At 37.4% G+C, this 23,860-nt stretch carries 21 protein-coding genes; 13 read left to right on the plus strand and 8 right to left on the minus strand.

Annotated features, from left to right (window positions below; translation table 11 throughout):
• Positions 1-47 precede the first annotated feature (47 nt).
• Positions 48-1,424: a RagB/SusD family nutrient uptake outer membrane protein gene (locus EL260_RS08130; protein WP_123859678.1), complete on the plus strand. Its 1,377-nt coding sequence runs from the start codon at positions 48-50 to the stop codon at positions 1,422-1,424.
• On the plus strand, positions 1,358-3,910 hold the full coding sequence (locus tag EL260_RS08135) for an alpha/beta hydrolase family protein (protein WP_228445371.1): 2,553 nt from the start codon (positions 1,358-1,360) through the stop codon (positions 3,908-3,910). The genes EL260_RS08130 and EL260_RS08135 overlap by 67 nt, the downstream gene beginning before the upstream one ends.
• A gap of 34 nt (positions 3,911-3,944) precedes the next feature.
• Here EL260_RS08135 and EL260_RS08140 read toward each other — a convergent pair whose 3' ends face one another.
• From EL260_RS08140 to EL260_RS08150, 4 genes are read right to left on the minus strand one after another with little or no spacing between them, the layout of a single operon-like run.
• A complete protein-coding gene (locus EL260_RS08140) occupies positions 3,945-4,217 on the minus strand; it encodes a hypothetical protein (protein ID WP_062652783.1) in 273 nt (90 codons plus the stop codon).
• 25 nt (positions 4,218-4,242) lie between these two features.
• Positions 4,243-5,763 carry a DoxX family protein gene (locus EL260_RS08145; RefSeq protein WP_123859679.1) on the minus strand — a complete coding sequence of 507 codons (1,521 nt, stop codon included), beginning with the start codon at positions 5,761-5,763 and terminating at the stop codon, positions 4,243-4,245.
• A gap of 18 nt (positions 5,764-5,781) precedes the next feature.
• Positions 5,782-5,949, minus strand: coding sequence for a hypothetical protein (locus tag EL260_RS25510; RefSeq protein ID WP_164466612.1), 168 nt, complete (start codon positions 5,947-5,949; stop codon positions 5,782-5,784).
• Positions 5,950-5,961: 12 nt separating this feature from the next.
• Positions 5,962-6,198, minus strand: a complete 237-nt coding sequence (locus EL260_RS08150; RefSeq protein ID WP_123859680.1) for a hypothetical protein — start codon at positions 6,196-6,198, stop codon at positions 5,962-5,964.
• Positions 6,199-6,475: 277 nt separating this feature from the next.
• Here EL260_RS08150 and EL260_RS08155 point away from each other — a divergent pair, with 277 nt between their 5' ends.
• Complete coding sequence (locus tag EL260_RS08155) at positions 6,476-8,179, plus strand: helix-turn-helix domain-containing protein (RefSeq protein ID WP_123859681.1); 1,704 nt, start codon at positions 6,476-6,478, stop codon at positions 8,177-8,179.
• A gap of 46 nt (positions 8,180-8,225) precedes the next feature.
• Positions 8,226-9,071 carry an RteC domain-containing protein gene (locus EL260_RS08160; RefSeq protein WP_123859682.1) on the plus strand — a complete coding sequence of 282 codons (846 nt, stop codon included), beginning with the start codon at positions 8,226-8,228 and terminating at the stop codon, positions 9,069-9,071.
• Positions 9,072-9,126: 55 nt separating this feature from the next.
• On the opposite strand, the gene mobC is transcribed toward EL260_RS08160, so the two are convergent.
• The 3 genes from mobC to mobA all read right to left on the minus strand — a co-directional run bounded on the left by mobC (position 9,127) and on the right by mobA (position 12,936).
• Complete coding sequence (mobC, locus tag EL260_RS08165; protein ID WP_123859683.1) at positions 9,127-11,127, minus strand: conjugal transfer protein MobC; 2,001 nt, start codon at positions 11,125-11,127, stop codon at positions 9,127-9,129.
• Positions 11,128-11,251: 124 nt separating this feature from the next.
• Positions 11,252-12,505: a conjugal transfer protein MobB gene (gene mobB, locus EL260_RS08170; RefSeq protein WP_123859684.1), complete on the minus strand. Its 1,254-nt coding sequence runs from the start codon at positions 12,503-12,505 to the stop codon at positions 11,252-11,254.
• Positions 12,502-12,936 (minus strand): conjugal transfer protein MobA, encoded by a 435-nt coding sequence (gene mobA / locus EL260_RS08175; RefSeq protein ID WP_123859685.1) that lies wholly within the window; start codon positions 12,934-12,936, stop codon positions 12,502-12,504. The genes mobB and mobA overlap by 4 nt, the downstream gene beginning before the upstream one ends.
• A gap of 635 nt (positions 12,937-13,571) precedes the next feature.
• Between mobA and EL260_RS08180 the strand changes: the two genes are divergently transcribed.
• From EL260_RS08180 to EL260_RS08190, 3 genes are read left to right on the plus strand one after another with little or no spacing between them, the layout of a single operon-like run.
• Positions 13,572-14,339: a ParA family protein gene (locus EL260_RS08180; protein ID WP_123859686.1), complete on the plus strand. Its 768-nt coding sequence runs from the start codon at positions 13,572-13,574 to the stop codon at positions 14,337-14,339.
• A gap of 4 nt (positions 14,340-14,343) precedes the next feature.
• Entirely contained in the window at positions 14,344-14,739 is a 396-nt protein-coding gene (locus EL260_RS08185) for a DUF3408 domain-containing protein (RefSeq protein WP_034692228.1), read from the plus strand.
• Between the two features lie 9 nt (positions 14,740-14,748).
• Positions 14,749-15,366, plus strand: a complete 618-nt coding sequence (locus EL260_RS08190) for a hypothetical protein (RefSeq protein WP_123859687.1) — start codon at positions 14,749-14,751, stop codon at positions 15,364-15,366.
• Between the two features lie 33 nt (positions 15,367-15,399).
• Here EL260_RS08190 and EL260_RS08195 read toward each other — a convergent pair whose 3' ends face one another.
• Positions 15,400-16,374, minus strand: coding sequence for a PDDEXK nuclease domain-containing protein (locus tag EL260_RS08195; protein ID WP_123859688.1), 975 nt, complete (start codon positions 16,372-16,374; stop codon positions 15,400-15,402).
• A gap of 186 nt (positions 16,375-16,560) precedes the next feature.
• Here EL260_RS08195 and EL260_RS08200 point away from each other — a divergent pair, with 186 nt between their 5' ends.
• From EL260_RS08200 to traJ, 6 genes are all read left to right on the plus strand, one after another.
• Entirely contained in the window at positions 16,561-16,866 is a 306-nt protein-coding gene (locus EL260_RS08200; protein ID WP_034692230.1) for a DUF4134 domain-containing protein, read from the plus strand.
• Between the two features lie 9 nt (positions 16,867-16,875).
• Entirely contained in the window at positions 16,876-17,208 is a 333-nt protein-coding gene (locus tag EL260_RS08205; RefSeq protein WP_034692366.1) for a DUF4133 domain-containing protein, read from the plus strand.
• Positions 17,205-19,598 (plus strand): TraG family conjugative transposon ATPase, encoded by a 2,394-nt coding sequence (locus EL260_RS08210; protein WP_123859689.1) that lies wholly within the window; start codon positions 17,205-17,207, stop codon positions 19,596-19,598. Before EL260_RS08205 ends, EL260_RS08210 begins: the two co-directional genes overlap by 4 nt.
• Positions 19,599-20,148: 550 nt before the next feature.
• Positions 20,149-21,963, plus strand: a complete 1,815-nt coding sequence (locus tag EL260_RS08220) for a reverse transcriptase domain-containing protein (RefSeq protein ID WP_041461709.1) — start codon at positions 20,149-20,151, stop codon at positions 21,961-21,963.
• A gap of 259 nt (positions 21,964-22,222) precedes the next feature.
• Complete coding sequence (locus tag EL260_RS08225; RefSeq protein WP_123859691.1) at positions 22,223-22,855, plus strand: DUF4141 domain-containing protein; 633 nt, start codon at positions 22,223-22,225, stop codon at positions 22,853-22,855.
• Position 22,856: 1 nt separating this feature from the next.
• The gene (gene traJ / locus EL260_RS08230) at positions 22,857-23,849 is read left to right on the plus strand and encodes a conjugative transposon protein TraJ (RefSeq protein WP_123859692.1); all 993 of its coding nucleotides are present in this window, start codon (positions 22,857-22,859) and stop codon (positions 23,847-23,849) included.
• The last annotated feature ends 11 nt before the right edge of the window (positions 23,850-23,860 follow it).

Genomic DNA, 23,860 nt, shown 5'->3' on the forward strand with positions numbered 1-23,860 from the left:
TAACGGCAACCAAAGACCGTCATATTATTTAACCCAATACAAAAACAATGAAATCAATATTCAATAGTATAATAATGGCTGTGCTCATCTATCTGATGAGTACCGCTATATCGTGTGAAAAAATGCTGGAAGTGGATTTGCCTGACAATCAGATGTTGTCAGAAACCGTTTTCAGTGATACTCAGACTGCCAACGCCGTATTATCTGGACTGTATGCCGGATTGTGGGAATCATCACCTGTTACGGGAGATCAAAGCGGAAGGCTTTTGGGGCTTTATACTGATGACCTGACCTACTATGCAGTCAATGCCACTAATGGACTGCCCGAATTATCCAATAATACACAGATTGATTCCAACCAGTTTGTCAGTTCGTTCTGGAATGCTGCGTATCAGAAAATATATGTCAGCAATTCCATACTCGAAGGGCTGGAAGGAGCAGATCATATTCCGGCAGCTGATAAAGCAAGGATAAAAGGGGAGACCCTGGTTATCCGATCTTTGCTCTTTTTCTATGTCCAGCAGGTTTATGGAGATATTCCTTTTCCTGTGACCACCAATTATATGATCAATCAGAGTATTTCAAAAACACCTTCTGCAGAAGTGCTGATGAGAATTGAATCTGATGTGAAGGAAGCTATTGAACTGCTTTCTGATACATACCAAAATAATGAACGCATCTATATTAATAAAAAAGCAGCCCAGCTTCTTCTGGGCAAAGTTCAGATGCAACAGCTGAAATGGAGTGAGGCAGAAGCCACCTTGAAAAAAGTAGTTCAGAGTCCGCTGTATCAGTTTCAAAATGATATCACCAAGGTCTTTCTTAAAAACGGCAGCCATATTATCTGGCAGCTCAAGCCTAAAAACAATGGGGATGCGGTGAGAGAAGCAACGATTTACTATTTTGTCAATGTTGCTCCTACTTCCATGGCACTTTCCGCATCTCTGGTCAGCTCGTTTCAGAATGGAGATCTTAGAAAGCAATATTGGATGGGATCTGTTACAGTTGGGGGCAACACCTGGTACAGAGCTGAAAAATACAAAGCAAGGTTTTCCAACTCCATAGAAAACTCCATTGTCTTCAGACTGGAAGAGGCCTATTTGCTGTTGGCAGAAGCTCTGGCTCAACAAAATAAAATGTCAGAGGCCCTACCGTTTATTAACCCGATCAAACAAAGGGCAGGACAGCCATTGCTAGGCAGTTCTGTTACACAACAGCAGCTTCTTGAGGAAATCCTTGATGAAAACAGAAAAGAGTTTTTTACAGAAATGGGACATCGGTTTCTTGATTTGAAAAGAGCAGGAAAGCTTAATGAACTACAGCAGACCAAACCCAACTGGAAAGATCAACATAAAGTATGGCCTCTTCCGCAACAGGAACTGCTGCTGAATCCCCATCTGAATCCTCAAAATTTAGGGTATTAATGAGAGCATATTGTTTAATTATTCTGCTGTTTTCTCTGCATTGCTTTAATGCACAGAGGTCGATTAAGGAATTGGACCAGTGGATGTCGCATTTCTCAACGATGATAGGTCAGATGAAGGTATCTGAAGATCAGAGATTCGTTTTGGTGACTAAAATGTATGCGAATAATTCTGATTCAGTTCTTGTGTTTGACCGCCAATCAGCAGTCATTCCATCCGATACCATTTTAAAAAAGAGCAACATCAGTTTTCTGAACAATTATACGGTCTTTGCTTCAGGACCGGGCAGGGCTGAATTAATTGAGCTGAAGTCCAAAAAAAGAGAAATTTATGATAGTGTACAGCGATGCAATGTCAATGAAACCCTGAAGCAATATGTCATATTGGGTACTGATAAAAATCTGAAAATCTATAATACCAAAGGAAAAGTGCTTCACCATGAGGCGGGAACATTGAACTATACTATTTCGGAGCAGGGACAGGTTTATATCCTTGCTGAAAGGGGAGGATTTCATCAAATATTGAATTGGAATGGAAGCACTATGAAATTGCTTTATTCCACTGCAACTAACATTGTTGCGATGGATCTTTTAGAATCAGAGAGATTTATTGTTGTAAAAGAAAAAATAGGTCCTAATGGAAAGATCAGGATAAGATTGTTGAGAGTATCAGACGGGCAGCTGTTTCATAACAACCGGATCAGTCTGGGAGATGCCCAAAACATGAAAGTAACTGAAGCAGGTCATTCTGAAACTTTTTTGATTGATATTTCCGTTAGGAACCTCCCCGAGAAAACTGGAAAACTTGAAATATGGTATGGAGGAGACAAATATCTGCGCAATAAGGACCAGGGGCTGATTGAGCATCAGTATATGGTATGGAATGTTAAAAATAATCAAGTTCATTCTATCCCTCCTAAATCAATGCAGGTTTATGTAGCGACAGACCATCCACGTTATTTTTGGACGTATAATGCCAGGGAGGACAATGATTACCGTGGATTTAGAAGCCTGAATGTATATCGATATGACCTTTTAGAAAACAAATCTGAACTTGTTTTTGAGAATGCTTCAGAAATGGTCATAGGAAAGGACAGTCGTTACACCATCGGATTTCTGATGTATAAGAATCAATGGATGGTCTACGATCATCTGTTAAAGCAGACAAAAATGATCGATTATAATGGAACATTAAGCTATCCTATCTTTATGCCTGATGGCAGTTTGCTCTTTACGGCAGGAGACCGACTGATCAATTATCACCTGGAAACAGGTGTGTTAAAAACAGCATTTAAACAAGAGAACAGCAAAATCAGCTTTTATGAATACAGTGGAAAAATGATTCATCAGATGGAATCTTTTAAGATAACACAACGAACTATTGAAATGTCACAGCCGTTGATGCTGCATATCAGGAGAGAAAATCATAATGAGTCCGGATATTATTCTTTTTATAAAGGTAAGCTCAAAGAAATAATGCCGTACAGCAGCAACAGGATTAAAATGTTCTCGCAAAAGGACAAGCATGATTTAATGTATTCGATCGAAGAAAACTACAACATGTCTCCACGGTTGTACAGCAAAAGCAAGTCATCAGGTCAAAAGAAGGTACTTTATACAACCAACCTTCATGATAAAGAAGCGATAGACTTGCAGCAGAATGTTATTTCATACACCAACAGTGAAGGTAAGGACCTGAAAGGAGTTCTATATTATCCCATTAAATTCGACAAGACAAAAAAATATCCTTTGGTGGTACAGGTATACAGTATTCAGCATGATGAATTCAACAAATACCTGTATCCCGCCTGGGGACCCAGTGGATTCAATATTCGACTGCTTCTTGAGAACGGTTATATGGTTTTTCAACCGGACATTGTTTCAGATAGAAGGGGGCCGGGAATTTCGGCGCTTGATTGTGTTCATTCTGGATTAGATGCGATTCGGGAAAATGAAAATATTGATTTCAGACGCATGGGTTTGACAGGACACTCATTTGGTGGTTATGAGACCAACTTTATCGCTACCCATTCAGAAAGGTTCGCAGCCTATGTCTCGGGGGCAGGTCTTAGTGATATTATGAATACTTACTTTTCATTTAATGAACTGTTTAAAATAGCAGACTATTCAAGATTTGAAACAGGGCAGTTTTCAATGGGAGTTTCTTTTTCAGAGGATAAGGACCTGTATTATAAAAATAATCCCATCAATTTTATTGAGAAAGTCAACGCACCTGTATTGCTTTGGGCAGGTAAGAAAGACACGAATATTCCGCCAACGCAAACCATGAGCTTCTATATGGGATTATTAAGAAACAGAAAAAAGGTGGTGGCACTGATGTATGCAGATCAGGAACACACCTTCAAGAAAAGTTCCGAAGACATCAGGGATCTTAATACTAAAATCTTAGAATGGTGGGACTATCACCTGAAAAGCCGGAAAGATATAGGATGGATCGATAAAGAAATGAAAAGGGACGCAGAATAGCGTCCCTCATTTAATTAATACTTTATACAATGCACTAAGGAATTTTATAAAGTGGCGTTCCACACATCGTGCCTGAACCGATTCTATGCAGTTCAACGCTGGTATCCAATGCCCATTCACAGACATCACCGGAAACGATATTGCTGCATTCCTGATCAGCATCCTCACATTTGAACTGACCACCACCTAAGCTAACAATTCTGTAAGCCGGCTCTAAAGCTCGTGTACTCTTCTTTGCCAACATGGTGGCAAAAGCTGACCCTGTTCCCAGTGCTACCAGGATGACAGGAAAAAGAATTTTTTTCATAATAAAAAAATATTTGATTTGCTGCCTACTCTGAAACACGGTTTTCGGCTTCCCCGTTTTTAAAATGTTTTTTCAGGGGCTGGGTAAGTTTATATTGTACCAGCTGATTTCCAATAATTGCGTACAAATGCTCATCGGTAATTCTAAAATCTGACATGGTATTATTTTTAATATTGTCGATGTACATACTGCCAATATATTCCTGAGATTCGGTATTATAGATGTCAATAACTTTGCTTTCCTTCCATCTGTTTAAAGATTCATGTCTCCCTCTTAATTGAGCAGGATTAAATAACAGACCTCTGTATACGATCGCATGCCCGTTAACTTTTAGTGCAGGTTTAGACATTTTAGATTTTCCATTGGACAGCGATGTTACTTTAATCTGTGCGATTTTAGTCGTATCAATAGTTCTCCATCTGTGAATAAGCTGCATTGAATGGTTCATGACAAGAAACTGGTTTCTGTAACTGTAGATATAGCTGACAGTTGGTCTTATAGGATCAGATGAAAGATAGCCGTCGGAATCAAAAAAACCATCCAACTGCTTTTCAAGTAAATCAGGATGCAGTGTCACCTGATTTTTACCATTGTGATTGATTAAAATAGTTCCCAGCGTTAAATTCCTGGTTTGAGATGAGAGGGTGCGAATGGCAATTCTATTACTGTCAATAATTTCAAGCTGGCTAAAAAATGCATCGTTAAAACTGATTATTTTGCTTTTTACATCACCTAATTTGCCTTTTAATATGATGGGTACATTTCCATCATAGATATAATAATGGTGATCTTTAACTTTAATCTCAATTTTTTTAAAAGGATATTTGCTGAGTTCCAGATCAATCTTTGTATTTACAGCTTTTTTTAAAAGTGAATCAACTGCTAATAAATTTTGAGGGAGGCTTCGGTTAGCTAAGTAAAGCTCTTCATTTTTAGCACCAGCAAAATAAAATGAATGGTTCTCCAGATCCATACTTTTTACTTTTAAAATAGGATGCATCAGAAACCTTCTTGTAAAATTGTTTTCCTGTTTTATAATGTATTCTGACTTAAAAAACAAAACAATGACAAGAATACAACTCAAAATATTGGAAATTCCTAAGATCAATGCTGTTTTACGGTAAGTCTTATGATTTGCTCTTCCCATGATGAGAACAGATAGACCTCCTATAGCTACACAAAGAATATTAAAAATCAGATGTTCAGTCCATCCCATTTTTTCCAGGATTCCTCCACAGGAACAAGGAACAAAGTCACTGTAATTTAGAATGAGAAATATATAGATCGTAAATGCTGACATTAATGCAGTTGATAAGTATAATCCGATTAATCTCCTGCTTGGAAAAGTTAATAACAGTACAATAATTAATTCTACAATAATAACAGCATAAGAAATACCCCCTGCATAAGCACTTAGTAAAGGTGACTGAGCAATCTGTATTTGAAAGTTTTCAAAATCAAGCAATTTGCTCACACTTGCATAAACAAACAATAGAATAAAAAAGCAGGAAACAGTTTTGATAAAGATAGTTTGTACGTTTTTCATGGTATGTTATTATTAGGTTTAACAGACCTGAACCAATCTCCATTTAATCTTCCATCCGCAATATTCAGGCATCGGTTCACCTTTAAAGAGGGTTACAGTTGTTTTGAAATTCCCCATACTTTCCCAGATGCCACTCTTTGGACATGGTAAGCCTGTAACAACTGTTATGGAGGTATGAGGAATCATATTTTTTTGTTTTTAATCCTGAGTAAGCCGCCAATTATCACCGTCTCTGACAGGAGGATCTTTTGTTCCAGGATCTTCAATGACTTCTACGGATTTAGCAGAATCCTGTTTCATTACTAAGCCATTTATTGTGGGCTCTGATTTTTCAATATATTCACTATTTGAAATCATATCTTCATCTCGATGGGTGCAGTTTTGTAGACAAACTGCTACGATGATTATACTAAAAAATGGGATAAACTTTTTCATTTTGATAATTTTAATTGGGTTATCCCGGCCGGATTATATTAGAATTCTGATGTCAAAATTATCCGGCTTATGAGCTAAAAAAAACTGTTATATGGCGCTATTTTAAAATTGTTACGTCTCAATTTTAAAATTACTACATGCGGATATCAGAGTTTAAGTGGCTGTATTTGCATGTTTTACAGGATTTTTATGTTTCTGTTATTTAATTCATTGAAATTTGATTTATTTAAAACATAAATGTTTATTTTTGAGATGGTGAGGTTCTAAATATCAGTCTATGAAAAAGTTTTATTGCTTTCTCATCTTATTTCCTGTTTTTTCGCAATTTTTATTTTCACAAAAGAAAGATGAAAAAACTTTCAGTGAAATTAGAAAGCCTTATGAAAAAATGGCAATAGATGACATTCATGCAATGCCTTATGTAAAACTGTACATTGAGAAAGCAAAAAACGAAAATAATTTTTCAAAGCTGATTCAAGGGTATAGAGATGCAAGACAGTTTGACTATAAAAACAAGATTAAGTATGCTGACAGCGCACTCACTGTCAGTTTGCAGCATGGAAGCCAAGATGACATCAGTAAAGAATATTTAAGCAAGGGAATCATCTATTATTTTTATCAAAAAAAATTTAAGCTGGCTTTAAATGAATACATTAAAGCCTATACGCATTCAAAAGGCTCAAAAGATGAGTACCATAGGTATAAAGTCCTTTATCATTTAGGAATTGTAAAAAGTCATTTGGGCTATTATGATGACGCCATGAAGCATTTTCTTGAATGTACTTCATTTTACAGGTCAAAGTTGAATGAAAACCATCATGAAAATGAACAGTTTAACTATGAGAAGGCGTATCTCAACTGCTTACATCAATTGACTGTACTTAACAGATATCTGCATCATTTTGCCAAGAGTGATAGTTTAAGTAATTTAGGTTATCGGATAACTGCCAATAATAATGATTTTGTACTTGAAAAAAGCTATTTCCTAAAATGCATAGGAATTTCCAGATTTCATCATAAAGATTATGTTGATGCTCAGGATCACTTGCAAAAATCTTTACCCAATATTCTAAAGAGAAATGATTTTGCTTGGGCTTCTGTAGTATATTATTATCTGGGTAAAACCTATGAAGCACAGGATAATGTAAATAAGGCTGTAGGATGTTATAACAAAATAGATTCTATTTTCAATAAACATGATTTTATACTTCCAGAGGTTTATAAGAGTTATCACTATCTTATCGATCATTATAAAGATAAAGACCTAGAAAAGCAACTGTACTATACCAATCAGCTTTTAAAAGCTGACAGTTTAATCAGTAAAGATTTTCCCTATTTATCTTTGAAACTTCATAAAGATTTTGACCGACGTACACTGATGGATGCAAAAGAAGAAATCGAGAGATCCAGTACTAAAAAAATAGTATTGGCTCAGATACTGATTGCTTCAGGAAGTGTAGTTCTTGGTTTTTTTGTTGTCCGGTATCGAAGAGATCAAAAGATAAAAAAACAATATCAGCTTCTTCAAAAGAGAATTGCTGAAGGAAAATATAATATGAATGATATTTTAAGAGAAGAAATGATAGAACTGCCTGTAAGAAAGACTTCTCTTACCCCGGAAATGGCTTTAGAAATAAAAGAAAAGCTTCAGAAGTTTGAGCAGGAGCAACATTTCAAAAAGAAAGGGATTACGCAGAAAAGTATTGCTTTAAAGCTGGGAACCAATTCCCACTATCTTTCGGTTTATATCAATGAACAAAAAGGGGTAAATTTTAATAAATACATGGCTGAACTGAGAATTAATTATATCACTAATCTACTAAATACCAACAGTAAGTATTTAAATTATACTATCGAGGCTTTGGCTGATGAATGCGGTATAGCGGCACGCCAGAACTTTTCAAATCTGTTCTTTGATATCAATGGGATCAGACCTACTGATTATATAAAGAATCGGAAAAGGGAGCTGGGTATTAGTTGATTAAGTCGTGCTTTAGGTAATTTTTGTAAATTTCTTAAAAAAGGACATGGTAACAAAAACAATTTTTAAAAGAGCTTCGAAGTTATTGGAGGATCTGGACCTAAAGATTAACGAAGTCAATGCTGACGGAAATGATCTGATCAAAATTTCAGAAAAGGCATTACTTATTATTGATGAGTCAATAAGGAAATTAAAACTTTTGGTTTCCAACCATCATTTTGATCATATTGCTGAAGAAGTATTCTTTTTTAAAAAACTGAAACCGCAGTTTATTGCAAAATTTATTTATTATTCAGCAGTACTGGATATTGAATCTCATAAACCGGCTGCCGGAAATAAGACCTTAAAAAAATATTATGAAGCAGAACAGGAAAAATTGAAAGACTTTTATTTGGAGCATTCTGAATTTTACAGCTACTATAAACGGGAAGCAACCTATCTTGATAATAAAATATTTGTTCGCAATTCCTACGACCTAAAAATGAAGCTATCATCCGGATTTTATAATTATGATCCGAATTTTACAACATCCCACGATCATATGATCGCCAGATTTATTTCCAATCAGCAGTTTGATCAGTATTTAAAAAAGCAAATTGAAAATTCGAATGATAACTTTACCACAAAAGTATTTTCTCCTTTGAGCTGGTCGGGATCAAAGGTCGGTCTTATAGAGCTTATCTATGCACTTTACCAGATGCGTTGTTTTAACGGCGGTAATATAGAGTTAAGCGAAGTCATAAAATTTACAGAAAAGTCATTGGATTGCGATTTAGGTAACTTTCATAAAACCATCTTTGAAATCCGTAACCGAAAACAGGGACCAACCAAATTCCTTCAATTGGTGAGTGACAATTTGAATCAATATTTTATGAACAGCGATGCTGAGTAACATACATACATATAAATGGAAACCTCAAATCGTATGGTATTTGAGGTTTCATTCTTTAATCCGATTTCAATAAATGTTGCAAATCAGGATCATTTTTTATTCGATCCATTTCATCTTTGATGATATTGAGAATATCTGACTTAATTTCTCTGTAATTATCCTGAATCTGCCTGGTCATAGAATCATTCCGGTCTTCATCAATAAAGGATCGGATCGGTGGTATCTGCTGAAAGCTTTTCATTTCTTGAGAAAGCTTAACATTGTCTACAACAATCTCGGAATGAAAAATCTTCTGCTGAATCCTTTCATCAAAGTTATCAGATACAGCACCGACAAAAAATCCCTGGGTCAGGGTAGAAATCTTCGAAGCAGGTATCAAACTGTCCAATTGGGTAGAAATAGAGGTGGACGTATCATTCTTATTGATGGATATACTCTGTCTTTTTTGCAGTATTTTTCCAAAACGTTCAGATAACGTTTTTGCTGTTTCCCCAACCACCTGACCGCTGAAAATATTGCCGACCGTATTCTGAATGACTTTACTTTCCTTATCTCCATAGTCTCTTGTCAACTGAGAAAAATCCTGGAATCCAAGACATACGGAAACTTTATTACTTCTGGCAGTAGCAATTAAATTATCTAGGCCTCTGAAATAAATAGTAGGCAACTCATCAATAATCACCGAACTCTTCAACTGTCCTTTTTTATTAATCAGCTTCACAATTCTCGAATTGTATAGCCCAAGAGCAGCAGAATAAATATTCTGACGATCAGGATTATTTCCAACACACAGAATTTTAGGCTCATTGGGATTATTGATATCCAAAGAAAAATCGTCTCCGGTCATTACCCAGTATAATTGTGGTGAGATCATTCTTGACAAAGGAATCTTTGCAGAAGCGATTTGCCCCTGCAATTGATCCTGGGCACCCCCTTGCCATGCATCCATAAAAGGAGATAGGTAGTTCTCTAATTCAGAATAAGAGGTTAATATCGTAAAGACCTCTTCATATTTTTTGTTAAGCAGTTCAATAGCATGTGGAAAAGTACAGTATTTACCGTTCTTATATATCTTAAGAAACCATATGATGGCAGCTAACAATATAATGGGACTCTCAACAAAGAAATCGCCCTGTTTTTGTATCCAGCTTCTATTCAGATTCAGCATAATAGTGTAAGCAGCTTCATATGCATCCGATATATCCGTCATAAAATTAGGATTTAAGGGATTACATCGATGACTTTTTCTGGGGTCGTCAAAATTGATGATATAGAATTTCGGCTTTACAGTATAAGCATCAGAATGATTGAGAAGATGGTTGTACGCAATAGTAGACAAATCATCGAATTTAAAATCATAAATATACATGGAAAATCCTTTTTCAATATGTTGTCTGATATAGTTGTTGACAACAGCATAGGATTTTCCTGAACCTGGAGTTCCTAAGACAATGGTGGCACGAAAAGGATTCACCACATTAATCCATCCCTGATGCCACTTCCCTTGATAATAGAATTGTGTAGGAAGGTTAACAGAGTATTCATTATAGAGTAATTGGGTTTCCTGCTGAAAACTTTCATTCTCATTGTTAAAAACATCGGTCATTAAGTTTGTTTTGAGTAGACGGCTTATCCAGACTCCTGCTTGCATCAAGAAGATGTATCCGGAACAGGTAGATAGAATATAAAGCAGAGCTGAAAAGCTGGTATCAAGTTGTAAAATAATTGCGTTTAAAAAGAATAAGACAAAACCAATAGAAAAACCAATACTAATTTTTTTCCAAGTGATCTTTTCATTTTTGACTCCCTTTGTTCCGAGGCAACTCAAAGCCAGTAAAACTATTGCGAACAGCTTAGAGTATATGGTATGAGAAAATAACCCTGCTGTTTTGTTAAAATTATAAAGAATCTTATTGATGAGTTCCAGTGTCCATTGTTGCTGTGCAAAAAATCCGTAACAAAACCAATACAGATGCATTAGTACCATAATAATACTGACCGCTCGCATAAATGCCATGATTTTGGCAAGCCCTCTTAAATCGTCTTCACCCTGCATATCACATTTTAGACGCATAAATACAGGATTGCACATTCTTAATTATGAATGTGCCGTTGCAAGAATACAATGGCTGACTATGGCTCTGAGAGTATAATTATAAAGGTAGTTTATCAAAAGAATATTATTTTTTTCTTCTTTTTCTTTGTCTCTTTTTCATTTGTGATTCAAAAATTTGTTCCTCTTGATCCTCATGAGGACCTGAAGACAATAATCCGCTAAAAAATCCGTCAAATACTTCGTAGCTGTTATTGTTGAAGAAATGTTCTGAAGATTTTTCAAGCGATATATCATTGTTAGATCTATTATATGAATTGGTTTCAGGCTTTGTTTCTATCTCATTCCATAGTTTGTTGAATGCGTTGGCTGAAAGCTCTTTACTCAACTGTGAACCATTCCAAACAGATTTGGAGTTATGGTCTATGAATGTAATTCCGTATATTCTCCCATCATCATTCTTTCGTATGACCGTAGCGATTCCCTGTTCCAAAAGTTGAGTCTTAAAAGAAGCTTCCGATTTACTTGTACTGAGAGCGGTTTCTATAGTTCTTTTAAGAATGAGTTTTGAAGGATTATTTTTCATTTTCACTTTTGACTTCTCAATAAGCACCTGAATATTTTCTACTCCTACATGCTTACCAAAAAGGGATGATTTAAAAGGATTGCTTACTTTTTTTCCATTTTTATCCGTTGCAAAATAGACGATTCCTTGTCTCATTTTTCCGTGCAGTTCTCCAGTAACCTCTTCACAGGAGATATTGAATTGAGAGAGTAAAGCGTTATATGCACCTATACTTTGAATGCTGTAGGTTTGAGGAATGTGTCGTAGTATCGAGGATAATTGTGTTTTGATATTCCCCTTAGTATAATCTATAGGTTTAAAAATAGAGTTTTGATTTAAATTTCTATTCTCACCAGCAACTTTTAAGTTGTATTGTCTTTCCAGTTTTCTGCAGGTTTCCATTGATTGGGGGTGATCATATCGATCTGATATTTTCTTTCCGTCGATCTGGACACAGGTGGTCACAATATGAATGTGAGTTCTGTCAATATCAGTATGTTTAAAAACAACATACGGTTGATTTCCATAACCCATTTCCTGCATATATTGCTGAGCCATTTCCCGATAATCTTTGTCATTAACCTTATCTTCAGGATCAGGATTAAGTGAGATATGTCTTACCGGTTTTTCAGTTTTGTTATTGGCAATCAAGTAGGGTTCAAAATACTGATGAAAAAATCTAACCGAATAAGGTCGATCCCACAAATCAGGAATCTTATTAGTGAATAAAACCGTTCCTTTTTCGTTATCCACCTTCTGTTGATTGTAGGTAAGAGCACCCCATAGGTTTTCACCTTTTCCAATTTTAGCGATCATTTTTCAGAATTTTTTTGAATATGGTTTTGTTCAAATTCTTTGGTGAGTTCTATAATCTGCTTACCAATTAAAGCTAGTTCTCTGGTATGATTTTCCAGTTTAAAGAGATAGAAAGACGCTTTTTTCTCAGAAAAGTTTCGGTATAAAATTTTTACAATCTGATTATAATTGTTTCCAATCGACTGGAATTGGTAGAAGAATTTGGTCAATTGGGTATGATAATCTATTGTTGAAATATCAACTTTTACAATTTTTAATTCTTTCTGAAATAAAATTGTTGTAATAAATTTCGCTTTGTTACTCATTCCGGAAACCTCATATAAATTTAAAAACTTTATATTTTCCTCATCCGTAAGTCTAAATACATATCTGTTTTTACTTGGATTCATCTTGGGCTTACGCCCGCCTTTGCTTTTTTTATTTACATCCATCGCATTTAATTTAATATTAGTAAAATCACGACTTTGGAGTGGTTTTTAAAGCCCCAGCCAGGGCAAGTTGTTTTGAGGCACGAAAAAAGTTATGAGGCACTCAAAACATAACTTGCTCCTTTCAGGTGAAAGGAAATTTCAGTAAGAAAATATATTTAATACTTTAAAGCATTAAAAACAGTCCAACTCCAAAAAACTCCTTAGTCTTATGAAACAAAGTAAACCAGAATCATTTGTAGGGACAATATTAGAAAGAAAGTCAAAGACAGTCACTTAAAGCCAAAAACGACCATTAAGAATATTTCGAAGAAGAAATCGTATTCATTTGTATCAGATTGAGGGCGGGATTTCCTGACTGCAGATCTGATAGAAATCCTGAACAGCAGAACCCTTGCATGTCAGCCTTCCGGAATTCCGGCCGTCAAGATAGTCTCTGTGAAAGATAGTCTTCAGGAAAGCAATTTTTCAGGATTGCAGGATGAATGGCATTCAGCCAGAACTGATTGAAGTCAATACAGCTTTAGGGAATTCCGTCCAGTAGCACTGAAAGCTGTACGGGGAACCTGATATATGTATTGCCCAGGGGCTGTCAATCAGTCTTTCGTCCCAATTATGTATAACCAAAATCAAGCAAAATGAAAACAAAAAAGCAACCTACCATTATTGCATTTTCCACTCAAAAAGGAGGGGTAGGAAAAAGCACTTTTACATCACTTCTAGCAAGTATTCTTCATTATCGGATGAGGTATCATGTTGCCGTTTTTGACTGTGACTTTCCACAGTACAGTTTACTCCAGATGAGAGAGCGGGATTTAAAAATGGTGATGCAGAATGAGATTTTAAAAAAGATCGCTCACAAACAATTTACGAGTATTAATAAAAAAGCGTATCCCATTTTCCAGAGTAAAGCCGACCAAGTTTTAGAGGATATGGATGCTTATGTTGATGGCTCCGAAATAATTCCTGATGCTATATTTTTAGACCTGCCGGGAACTGTGAATACCGCCGGTATTTTAAAAACTTTGACGAATGTCCATTATATTTTTTCTCCCATTACTGCGGATCGTGTTGTGCTGGAAAGTACGCTAAGTTTCACCCATGTTCTGACCAATGTATTAATGAAAGAAACTCAAACGGGAATTCGGGCTGTATATCTATTCTGGAATCAGGTGGATGGAAGAGAACGGACGTTGCTCTACAAAAACTACAGTAAAGTGATTTCAGATTTAGGGCTGCCACTTATGGAAACAAGCATTACAGACAGTAAAAGATTTAGAAAGGAAGGAGAGGCTATTACAAAGACTGTTTTCCGATCGACTTTACTGCCTGCAGATCCTAAATTGTTAGCTCAGTGCAGGCTGGATCAATTTGTAGAAGAATTTTTAGGAATTGTAAAACTATAAGAGTATGGAATATGAAAAAAATAACAATGATGATAGGGGGATCGATGAACAATATCTGATGTCCATTATGGCAGGAAGTCCTAAGAAGGAAGTTATTTCAAAAACTGATGATCCTCCAAAGGAGAAGGGTGAAGCAAAAAATAAGTTGAAGAATAAAAAAACATCAGATTTAAGTTATGTTGAGCAGTTTCTTACTCATCATACAATGACTAAGCGGGGTGATAAAAGTATCTATATCCGTCCTGAATATCACGAGCGCCTCTCGCGTATTATTCAAATCATTGCCGATGACCAGATTTCTCTGTATGCTTATCTGGATAATATACTGGCGTATCATTTCGAAATGTTTGAAAAGGAAATTACTGATGATTTCAATAAAAAATACCGTCCCATTTTTTAATATCATTTTATGGAAAAAATAATCATTACAGGTTTATTAATCGCTATCATTCTAATTCTTCTCGACAGAAGATTCCCAGTCAATGTCCGTGCGAAAGATAGGGGTAATACTAAGAAAAGTTCTCCACCGATAATGGGAGATATTAAGCAAACAAAAAGAAAAGGTTGGCCAGTTGAAGCCACTGAAAGCCACCTTGAATTTACTTCATTAGCAGAAGATAATTTTGAATCAGAAACCAGAGACGGGAAAGCTGAGGATGTAACCGAGAATAAAAACCTTGATGATATTCTAATCAAGGATAATTGGGGGCAGGAGGAAGAGGATTGGAAGTATCAGGACTCTAATATCGAAAGCGGTTTTGCTACAGGGGTTACCTTTCAGGAATTGAGTACTGCGGGTCAGCTGTTACAGCGGAAAATGCTGGAACCTGATTTAGAACAGCAAGCAGTTGCTATAATTCAAAAAATTCATGGGACCGAGCTTTTTGATCTTTTGGAGAATTCGTTGGGGGAGGCTTCGAAGCGTATTTCAAATTTGTTAAGTCAGAGCATTTCGAATGATGTTGAAGGCATATCTTCCAGTTACAAAGATGGTGTTGAAGGTTTCGATATTGGGGAGTTTGTTTAGGCAAATTCCCCTTTTGTTATTAAGAAGTTTCAACTAAGATCTGTTATCAAACAATTCATGCAGTTTTTTCTGCAGAACCTTTTTGTCGGGAAGCTGCGTTTTGTATTCAGAAACCATTGTCGGAGAAAGACTTCTACTCAGCGCATATTCTACTACTTCGCTGTCTTTGTCTTTACAAAGCAGTACGCCGATGCTTGGATTTTCGTTCTGACGTTTAACATCCCTGTCCAGCGCTTCCAGATAAAAGTTAAGCTGACCCAGATGTTCGGGTTTGAATTTATCTGCTTTCAGTTCGAAAGCGACAAGGCATTGCAGCCCCCTGTGGAAGAATAAGAGATCGATATAAAAATCAGAATTTCCGACCTGTACTTTGTACTCTTCGCTGATAAAAAGAAAATCCCGTCCTAACTCCAGGATAAAATTTTTCATCTGCTCAATTAAACCTTTTTGGAGATCATTTTCATTGAATGTTTCAGGCAGATTTAAAAAGTCAAATACATAGCTGTCTTTAAATGTATTGACTATATCAGCGTTAGTTTCTCTCAACACTGTTGAGAGTTTTGAATTTCCAATCATCGTTCTTTCAAAAAGGCTGCTGGATATCTGTCTCTCTAACTCCCGGAAGCTATAATTTTCCTGTTTGGTCAACTTGATATAAAATTCCCTTTCTTCGATTGATTTACATCTGGAGAATATGGACAGATTATGAGACCAGCTGATTTCTCTCAACAGTGTTGAGATTTTTGGAAATTCCTTGTAAGTCTCATAAAACTGCTTCATTCTCCAAAGATTCTTATCCGAAAAACCTTTTAGTTCAGGTTCATAAGTCTGGATAAACTGAGAAAGTTCTTTAACCACAGATTGTCCCCATTCACTCAGATCTACCTTTTTGCTGATATACTCACCAATATTCCAGTATAGGTCGATGAGTTCCTCATTGACTTTTCTTATCGCATTGTTACGAGACTGTTTGATGAGCTCAATAATATCTGTGAACCTTTTATCCATGATTTCTCTTTTTTGAAATTCCTTGCAAATTTACAATTATTTATACAGGAATTCTGACTGGCGCACGGTTCTTTAACAGCCAAAAGAGTCCATCCACTGCCATTCCTGTTATTGAGTACCTAGACTCGGACATCTTTGTCATCAAGCCCGTAAAGTGCGGGCTTCATAATCAAAAATCTATTCATTATGAAAAAACAAAGAAAAAAATTGCTGTACGCAATTTTAACATTCGTAACAATTAATTCGGTATTTGGTCAAGGCAATGGTTCAGCCGGAATCAATGAGGCTACACAGATGGTCACTTCTTATTTTGAACCCGCTACACAATTAATTTACGCCATCGGTGCAGTCGTCGGACTCATCGGAGGCGTAAAAGTCTATAACAAGTTCAGCAGCGGTGACCCTGATACCAGTAAAACTGCTGCCAGCTGGTTTGGAGCATGTATCTTCTTAATTGTTGCCGCAACCATTCTTCGCTCATTCTTCCTTTAAATGACGACTATGAATACCTATCATATCAATAAAGGAATAGGAAGGACGGTAGAGTTCAAGGGACTTAAAGCGCAATACCTCTTTATCTTCAGTGGAGGACTCTTAGGAATATTGATCTGTATCATGGTTATGTATATGGCAGGCGTCAATACCTATCTGTGTTTAATTCTCGGAGGATTCAGCAGTGGACTTCTTACCTGGCAGACTTTCGCACTGAATAGAAAATACGGGGAACATGGTCTGATGAAATTAGGCGCACACAAGAAGCATCCAAAATACATCATCAGTCGAAAGAGTATTTATCGGTATCTGAAAATTAACCGTAAAAGAACAAACATATGAGAAATTCTTCCAAAGCAGCAACCTTGGAAAGTAAATTTCCACTGCTTGCGATTGAAAATGATTGTATCATTTCAAAAGACGCTGATGTTACGGTTTGCTTTAAGGTCAGACTCCCCGAACTGTTTACTGTCGCTTCCGCTGAGTATGAAGCCATGCATTCCGCTTGGTTTAAAGCGATTAAAACACTCCCGGATTTCACCATCGTTCACAAACAGGACTGGTTTATGAAAGAAAACTACAATCCTGATTTGTCACAAGAAGACCAGAATTTTCTTTCCAAATCATTTGAAAGGCATTTCAATGAGAGGCCCTTTTTAAATCATTACTGCTACCTGTTTATCACAAAAACAAGTAAGGAGAGAATGCGGATGCAGAGCAACTTTTCATCACTCTGTAAAGGAAAACTGATTCCAAAAGAGATTAAAGACAAAGAAGTCATTGGTCGTTTTCTTGAAGCGGTCGATCAGCTGGAGCGGATTATCAATGACAGCGGTTATATCCATTTGGAAAGGATGACAGAAGATGAAATAGCTGGAACTTCCGAGAGGTCAGGACTACTGGAACAGTATCTGACTCTATCCCGTGAAACCCATCCGTCATTGCAGGACATCAAATTAGGCTCAGAAGAAATGAGAATTGGTAACAACCGGATTAGTATGCATACCTTATCGGATACGGAGGATTTGCCAGGTACTGTTTCATCACACAGCCGTTATGAAAAGTTAAGCACCGATCGTACCGACTGCCTTCTGTCATTTGCTTCTCCGGTGGGACTTCTGCTAAGCTGTAATCATATTTATAATCAATATTTATTTATTGACAACAGTGATGAGAACCTCCGCCAGTTTGAAAAATCTGCAAGGAATATGCATTCGCTTGCGAGATACAGTAGAGCGAATCAGATCAATAAGGAATGGATTGAAAAGTATTTAAATGAAGCACATTCTTATGGTCTGCAATCTGTTCGTGCTCATTTTAATGTGATGTCATGGTCTGACAATCCTAATGAGCTCAAACAATTAAAAAATGATACAGGTAGTGCGCTAGCCTTGATGGAATGTAAGTCCCGTCATAATACCACGGATACAGCTACTTTATATTGGGCAGGAATTCCCGGTAATGCAGGCGATTTTCCTAGTGAAGAGAGTTTTTACACATTCATAGAACCTGCTTTGTGTTTTTTCACAGAAGAGACCAACTATCAGGATTCACCATCACCTTTTGGGATCAAGATGGCTGATCGCCTGACTGGAAAGCCTATTCATCTGGATATTTCAGATCTGCCGATGAAACAGGGAATTATAACCAATAGAAATAAGTTCATCCTTGGTCCTTCAGGAAGTGGGAAATCTTTCTTTACCAACCATATGGTACGACAGTACTATGAGCAGGGAGCGCATGTCCTTCTTGTAGATACCGGAAATTCCTACCAGGGATTATGTGAACTCATTAAAGGAAAGACCAAAGGAGAGGACGGGGTTTATTTTACTTATACCGAGGACAATCCTATCGCTTTCAATCCATTCTATACTGATGACGGCGTTTTTGACATTGAAAAAAGGGAGAGTATAAAAACCTTGATTCTGACCCTGTGGAAAAGAGACGATGAACCACCAACCCGTTCAGAGGAAGTGGCACTCTCCAATGCAGTCAGCGGATATATCGAAAGAATTAAAACCGATGACCAGCATCCTTCTTTCAACGGATTCTATGAGTACGTCAAAGATGATTATCAGAAAGTATTGGAGCAAAAGAAAGTCAGGGAAAAAGACTTTGATATTGCCAACTTTCTTAATGTGCTGGAACCTTACTACAGAGGAGGTGAATATGACTATCTGCTCAATTCAGAAAAGCAGCTGGACTTATTATCCAAACGTTTCATCGTTTTTGAAATCGATGCAATCAAAGATCATAAGATCCTATTTCCGATTGTGACCATCATCATTATGGAAGTTTTCATCAATAAGATGAGGAGACTCAAAGGTATCAGAAAGCTCATCCTCATTGAAGAAGCCTGGAAAGCCATTGCCAAGGAGGGGATGGCTGAGTATATCAAGTACCTGTTCAAGACCGTCAGGAAATTTTTCGGAGAAGCCATTGTAGTAACTCAGGAAGTTGATGATATCATTCAGTCACCGATTGTGAAAGAAAGTATCATTAATAATTCGGATTGTAAGATTCTTCTTGACCAAAGGAAGTATATGAACAAGTTCGATGATATTCAGGCGATGCTGGGATTAACCGACAAAGAAAAGTCTCAAGTTTTGTCCATCAATATGAATAACGATCCGAGAAGATTGTATAAAGAAGTTTGGATTGGACTGGGTGGAACACACTCTGCAGTCTATGCGACCGAGGTATCTACCGAAGAATATCTGGTGCGCCCATAAGGGCATATAGTGAATGTGGTTTGGCAACCACTGGGCAAGTGTTTATAACGCCCATCAACAGCCGACTTATCCGAACGGGAAACCCGACGGGGAGTGTAGCATGTCGGAAAAGCCATAAGTCAACTAATTGTCGTGTTGCGACTGAATGGCGAGTTGAAAAGTTAGATATAAGGATGAAGTCTTGATTGATTGAACGACAGTCCGAACGGTCAGTTCTTAGGCAGTGACGGAAGACAGTTACCAACGTCACTTTGTGGTAATATCCTAATGACAGGTAGTAGTGATAGCATAAACAGACCACAACGTAACTGCAATAAGCAGAAAAGGGCGAACATCGCATCCGACAATCTAACGTGCCAATAGTTGCTATATGTCTAAATGGGGATTGCCTAAGTCGGAATGCCACAGGCGTGGCTATGGAAAAAGCTCCTGAATATCCGATACGGCAACGGAGTCTCCGTAGTAGTCCGAGCAGGGGAAAGCCCTGTACATGGCGAAGGGAGACAGTCAATTTAGTTTAATACGATTAACGGAAAATGTGAGAGACATTATGAGAAATCCAGAAAAAGTATTGAACAGTCTAATAAGGCACAGCGGAAACACGGACTATAAGTTCGAAAGGCTATACAAGGTTCTGTTCAATGAAGAGATGTACTTTATCGCCTATCAGAAAATCTACAGTAAAGTAGGCAATATGACGGCAGGAGTTGATGGAAAGACCATCGACGGAATGAGTATATCCCGCATTGAAAGGCTGATTGCATCGTTGCGAAACGAGACCTATCAGCCAAACCCATCCAAGAGGACATACATTCCGAAAAAGAACGGGAAGAAACGTCCGCTTGGTATACCATCTTTTGATGACAAATTAGTGCAGGAGGTTATCAGAATGATATTGGAAGCAATTTATGAGGGTAGCTTTGAGCATACTTCACATGGGTTCCGACCCAATAGAAGCTGTCACACAGCCCTATTAAGCGTCCAACAGTCATTCACTGCTGTACGGTGGTTCATCGAGGGCGATATAAAAGGCTTCTTCGACAATATCAATCACGAAATATTGATTGGTATCCTAAAGGAGCGTATCGCTGACGACAGGTTCATTCGGTTGATACGAAAGTTCCTCAATGCAGGGTATATTGAAGATTGGGTGTACCACAAAACATACAGTGGCACACCGCAAGGTGGGATTGTAAGCCCCATCCTTGCCAACATTTACCTTGATAAACTCGATAAATATGTCAAGGATTATATCAAGGACTTCGATAAGGGTAAAAGAACTACGGCAACACGCCAGTACAGGCTACACGAACAGAGACGATACCGCTTGGCCAAGAAACTCAAATGTGAGACAGACGAAACTGTCAGAGAGCAGATGATTAAGGACATCAAAGAGTTGAGACAGGAAAGAAACAAATATCCAGCTTATGACAAGATGGATGGCAGTTTCAGAAAGTTAAAATACGTTAGGTATGCGGACGATTTTCTTATCGGGGTCATAGGTAGCAAAGAAGACTGCAAAAAGATAAAGGAAGACATCAAGGTTTACCTTGATGAAAAACTGAAACTTGAACTGTCTGATGAAAAAACCTTGGTGACTAATGCTAAGAAACCAGCCAAATTCTTAGGCTTTGATGTCTCCGTGCGAAACTCCGATGAATCCAAGAGAGATAAGCACGGTAGAACCGTAAGATGTTTCGGAGATAAGATTGTACTCCGTGTCACAGTAGACGTGATGAAGAAAAAGCTACTGAGCTATAATGCCATGAAACTGGTAAATAAAAAAGGCACAGAAGTTTGGAAACCACGCTCACGCTATTACATGAAAGACTTGGATGACTTAGAAATCATCAGTCAGTACAACGCTGAAATACGGGGCTTTTACAATTATTACTCAATTGCCAACAACAGCTCGTTTGTCCAGTCATTTTCTTACATCTTGGAGTACAGTATGTACAAAACGTATGCACTGAAATACCAAACTTCAATCAGTCAGGAAAAGACTAAAAGATGTATCAACGGAGTATTTTCCATTCCCTACAAAAACAGGAAAGGAGATATAATGTACAGACGCTTTTACAAAGAGGGTTTCAAACGCCAAAAAGCTGCCCGTGGTGCTTACGTGGATAGTTTACCTGTCACAGTTACCATTACAGGAGGAAGAAACAGCCTTATAACAAGGTTGCAAAACCAGAAATGCGAATTATGCGGTGCCAACGAGAAATTGGAAATGCACCATATACGCAAATTGAAAGACCTGAAAGGTAAGCAAGACTGGGAAAAACGAATGAGTGCAAGGAGAAGAAAAACCTTGGCATTATGCTCAAAATGCCACGATAAGATACACGCAGGCAAGTTAGACTGAATAAATTGATGGAGAGCCGTATACCTGGAGACAGGTACGTACGGTTCGGGGGAGAGTTCTTGGAAACCTACCATAGTCAATATGGCAAGGCGCCGGGTTCTTATCCTACGCTTATACCACTGAAGAAACAGAAAAGATGGAAGTGATGAATCTTGCATCAGAACTTGATGGCAATGTCGAACATGCCATCAAGCGGATTTCTCTCAAGAGAATAAAACCGAACACAAAAGAAAATTAAATCATTTAAAAATTTACAGCAATGAAAAATTTAATCATTAAAACCTTAATGGTAGCATTTTTTGCTACCGTAACCTATACAAAAGCACAATTTGTAGTAACAGACCCTGCAAACCTGGCTTCGGGAATTTTGAACTCAGCCAATGAAATCGTACAAACCTCTTCAACAGTTTCAAATGTAGTAAAGAACTTCAATGAAGTAAAGAAAGTATATGAACAAGGCAAAGAGTATTACGATCAACTTAAAGCAGTAAATAATCTGATCAAGGATGCCAGAAAGGTTCAACAGACGGTTTTGCTTGTGGGTGATGTCTCTGAAATGTATGTTAGTAATTTCGGAAAGATGTTGAATGACCCCAATTTCAATACACAGGAACTGACCGCCATTGCTAATGGCTATTCAAAATTACTCAATGAAAGTACGGAATTGCTCAAAGAATTAAAACAGATTATAAACTCTACTAATTTGTCATTAAATGATAAAGAAAGGATGGATGTTGTTGACCGGGTTTATAAAGAGGTCAAAGCGTATCATAATCTGGTACGGTACTATACCAATAAAAATATTTCGGTCAGTTATCTCAGAGCTAAAAAACAGAACAACACCCAAAGAGTATTGAATCTTTACGGAACCTCTAATCAAAAATACTGGTAAGATGGAACCAAACAACTTACATGAAGTTCTACGTTCCGTCTACGAAGAAATGATGCCGATGTGTGCAGATATGGCTGCTGTGGCAAAAGGGGTCGCAGGATTAGGTGCTTTATTCTATGTAGCACTAAAAGTCTGGCAGTCATTGAGCCGTGCAGAACCTGTTGATTTGTTTCCGATGTTGAGACCTTTTGCCATAGGCATCTGCATTATGTTTTTTTCGACATTGGTACTAGGAAGTCTTAATGGGGTAATGAGTCCGATTGTTCAGGGAAGCCATTCAATGCTGGAGAATCAGGTTTTGGATATGAATGAGCTACAGCAGAAAAAGGATCTTTTAGAACGAGAAGCGATGCTCAGGAATCCGGAGATGGCTTACCTTATTTCAAACGAAGAATTTGACAAGAAGCTGGAAGAGCTCGGATGGTCACCATCGGATCTGGTCACGATGTCCGGAATGTATATTGAACGAGAAATGTTTGCCATCAAGAAAGATATCAGAGATGGTTTCCGTGAGTTTCTTGAAATTCTGTTTCAATCGGCAGCCTTAGTTATTGATACCATCAGAACCTTCTTTCTGATTGTCCTTTCAATATTAGGACCTATCGCATTTGCTATTTCTGTATGGGATGGTTTTCAAACTACTTTAAGTCAATGGTTGACGAGATATGTTAGCGTTTATCTATGGCTTCCTGTTGCTGATATATTCAGTGCCATTCTTGCCAAGATACAAACTCTGATTTTAGAACGGGATATCGAGATGCTCACAGATCCCACTTTCATTCCCGATACCTCCAATACCGTGTACATTATCTATATGGTGATTGGCATTATAGGCTACTTTACCGTACCAACCGTTACAGGCTGGGTAATTCAGGCAGGAGGAGCAGGCAACTTTATGCGTAATGTGAACCAGACTGCTACGAAATCAGGCAATGTAGCGGGAGCAGCAGTAGGTTCTGCTACAGGGAATATTTCAGGAAGATTATTAAAATAAAAATACAGTTC

The organism is Chryseobacterium nakagawai (assembly GCF_900637665.1).
Lineage (GTDB): Bacteria > Bacteroidota > Bacteroidia > Flavobacteriales > Weeksellaceae > Chryseobacterium > Chryseobacterium nakagawai.

Excerpts from the sequence above, each read along its gene's own strand:
- EL260_RS08130 (WP_123859678.1), top strand. The coding sequence starts at position 48 with ATGAAATCAATATTCAATAGTATAATAATGGCTGTGCTCATCTATCTG.
- EL260_RS08135 (WP_228445371.1), top strand. The coding sequence starts at position 1,358 with ATGGCCTCTTCCGCAACAGGAACTGCTGCTGAATCCCCATCTGAATCC.
- EL260_RS08140 (WP_062652783.1), bottom strand. The coding sequence starts at position 4,217 with ATGAAAAAAATTCTTTTTCCTGTCATCCTGGTAGCACTGGGAACAGGG.
- EL260_RS08145 (WP_123859679.1), bottom strand. The coding sequence starts at position 5,763 with ATGAAAAACGTACAAACTATCTTTATCAAAACTGTTTCCTGCTTTTTT.
- EL260_RS25510 (WP_164466612.1), bottom strand. The coding sequence starts at position 5,949 with ATGATTCCTCATACCTCCATAACAGTTGTTACAGGCTTACCATGTCCA.
- EL260_RS08150 (WP_123859680.1), bottom strand. The coding sequence starts at position 6,198 with ATGAAAAAGTTTATCCCATTTTTTAGTATAATCATCGTAGCAGTTTGT.
- EL260_RS08155 (WP_123859681.1), top strand. The coding sequence starts at position 6,476 with ATGAAAAAGTTTTATTGCTTTCTCATCTTATTTCCTGTTTTTTCGCAA.
- EL260_RS08160 (WP_123859682.1), top strand. The coding sequence starts at position 8,226 with ATGGTAACAAAAACAATTTTTAAAAGAGCTTCGAAGTTATTGGAGGAT.
- mobC (WP_123859683.1), bottom strand. The coding sequence starts at position 11,127 with ATGCAGGGTGAAGACGATTTAAGAGGGCTTGCCAAAATCATGGCATTT.
- mobB (WP_123859684.1), bottom strand. The coding sequence starts at position 12,505 with ATGATCGCTAAAATTGGAAAAGGTGAAAACCTATGGGGTGCTCTTACC.
- mobA (WP_123859685.1), bottom strand. The coding sequence starts at position 12,936 with ATGGATGTAAATAAAAAAAGCAAAGGCGGGCGTAAGCCCAAGATGAAT.
- EL260_RS08180 (WP_123859686.1), top strand. The coding sequence starts at position 13,572 with ATGAAAACAAAAAAGCAACCTACCATTATTGCATTTTCCACTCAAAAA.
- EL260_RS08185 (WP_034692228.1), top strand. The coding sequence starts at position 14,344 with ATGGAATATGAAAAAAATAACAATGATGATAGGGGGATCGATGAACAA.
- EL260_RS08190 (WP_123859687.1), top strand. The coding sequence starts at position 14,749 with ATGGAAAAAATAATCATTACAGGTTTATTAATCGCTATCATTCTAATT.
- EL260_RS08195 (WP_123859688.1), bottom strand. The coding sequence starts at position 16,374 with ATGGATAAAAGGTTCACAGATATTATTGAGCTCATCAAACAGTCTCGT.
- EL260_RS08200 (WP_034692230.1), top strand. The coding sequence starts at position 16,561 with ATGAAAAAACAAAGAAAAAAATTGCTGTACGCAATTTTAACATTCGTA.
- EL260_RS08205 (WP_034692366.1), top strand. The coding sequence starts at position 16,876 with ATGAATACCTATCATATCAATAAAGGAATAGGAAGGACGGTAGAGTTC.
- EL260_RS08210 (WP_123859689.1), top strand. The coding sequence starts at position 17,205 with ATGAGAAATTCTTCCAAAGCAGCAACCTTGGAAAGTAAATTTCCACTG.
- EL260_RS08220 (WP_041461709.1), top strand. The coding sequence starts at position 20,149 with ATGAGAAATCCAGAAAAAGTATTGAACAGTCTAATAAGGCACAGCGGA.
- EL260_RS08225 (WP_123859691.1), top strand. The coding sequence starts at position 22,223 with ATGAAAAATTTAATCATTAAAACCTTAATGGTAGCATTTTTTGCTACC.
- traJ (WP_123859692.1), top strand. The coding sequence starts at position 22,857 with ATGGAACCAAACAACTTACATGAAGTTCTACGTTCCGTCTACGAAGAA.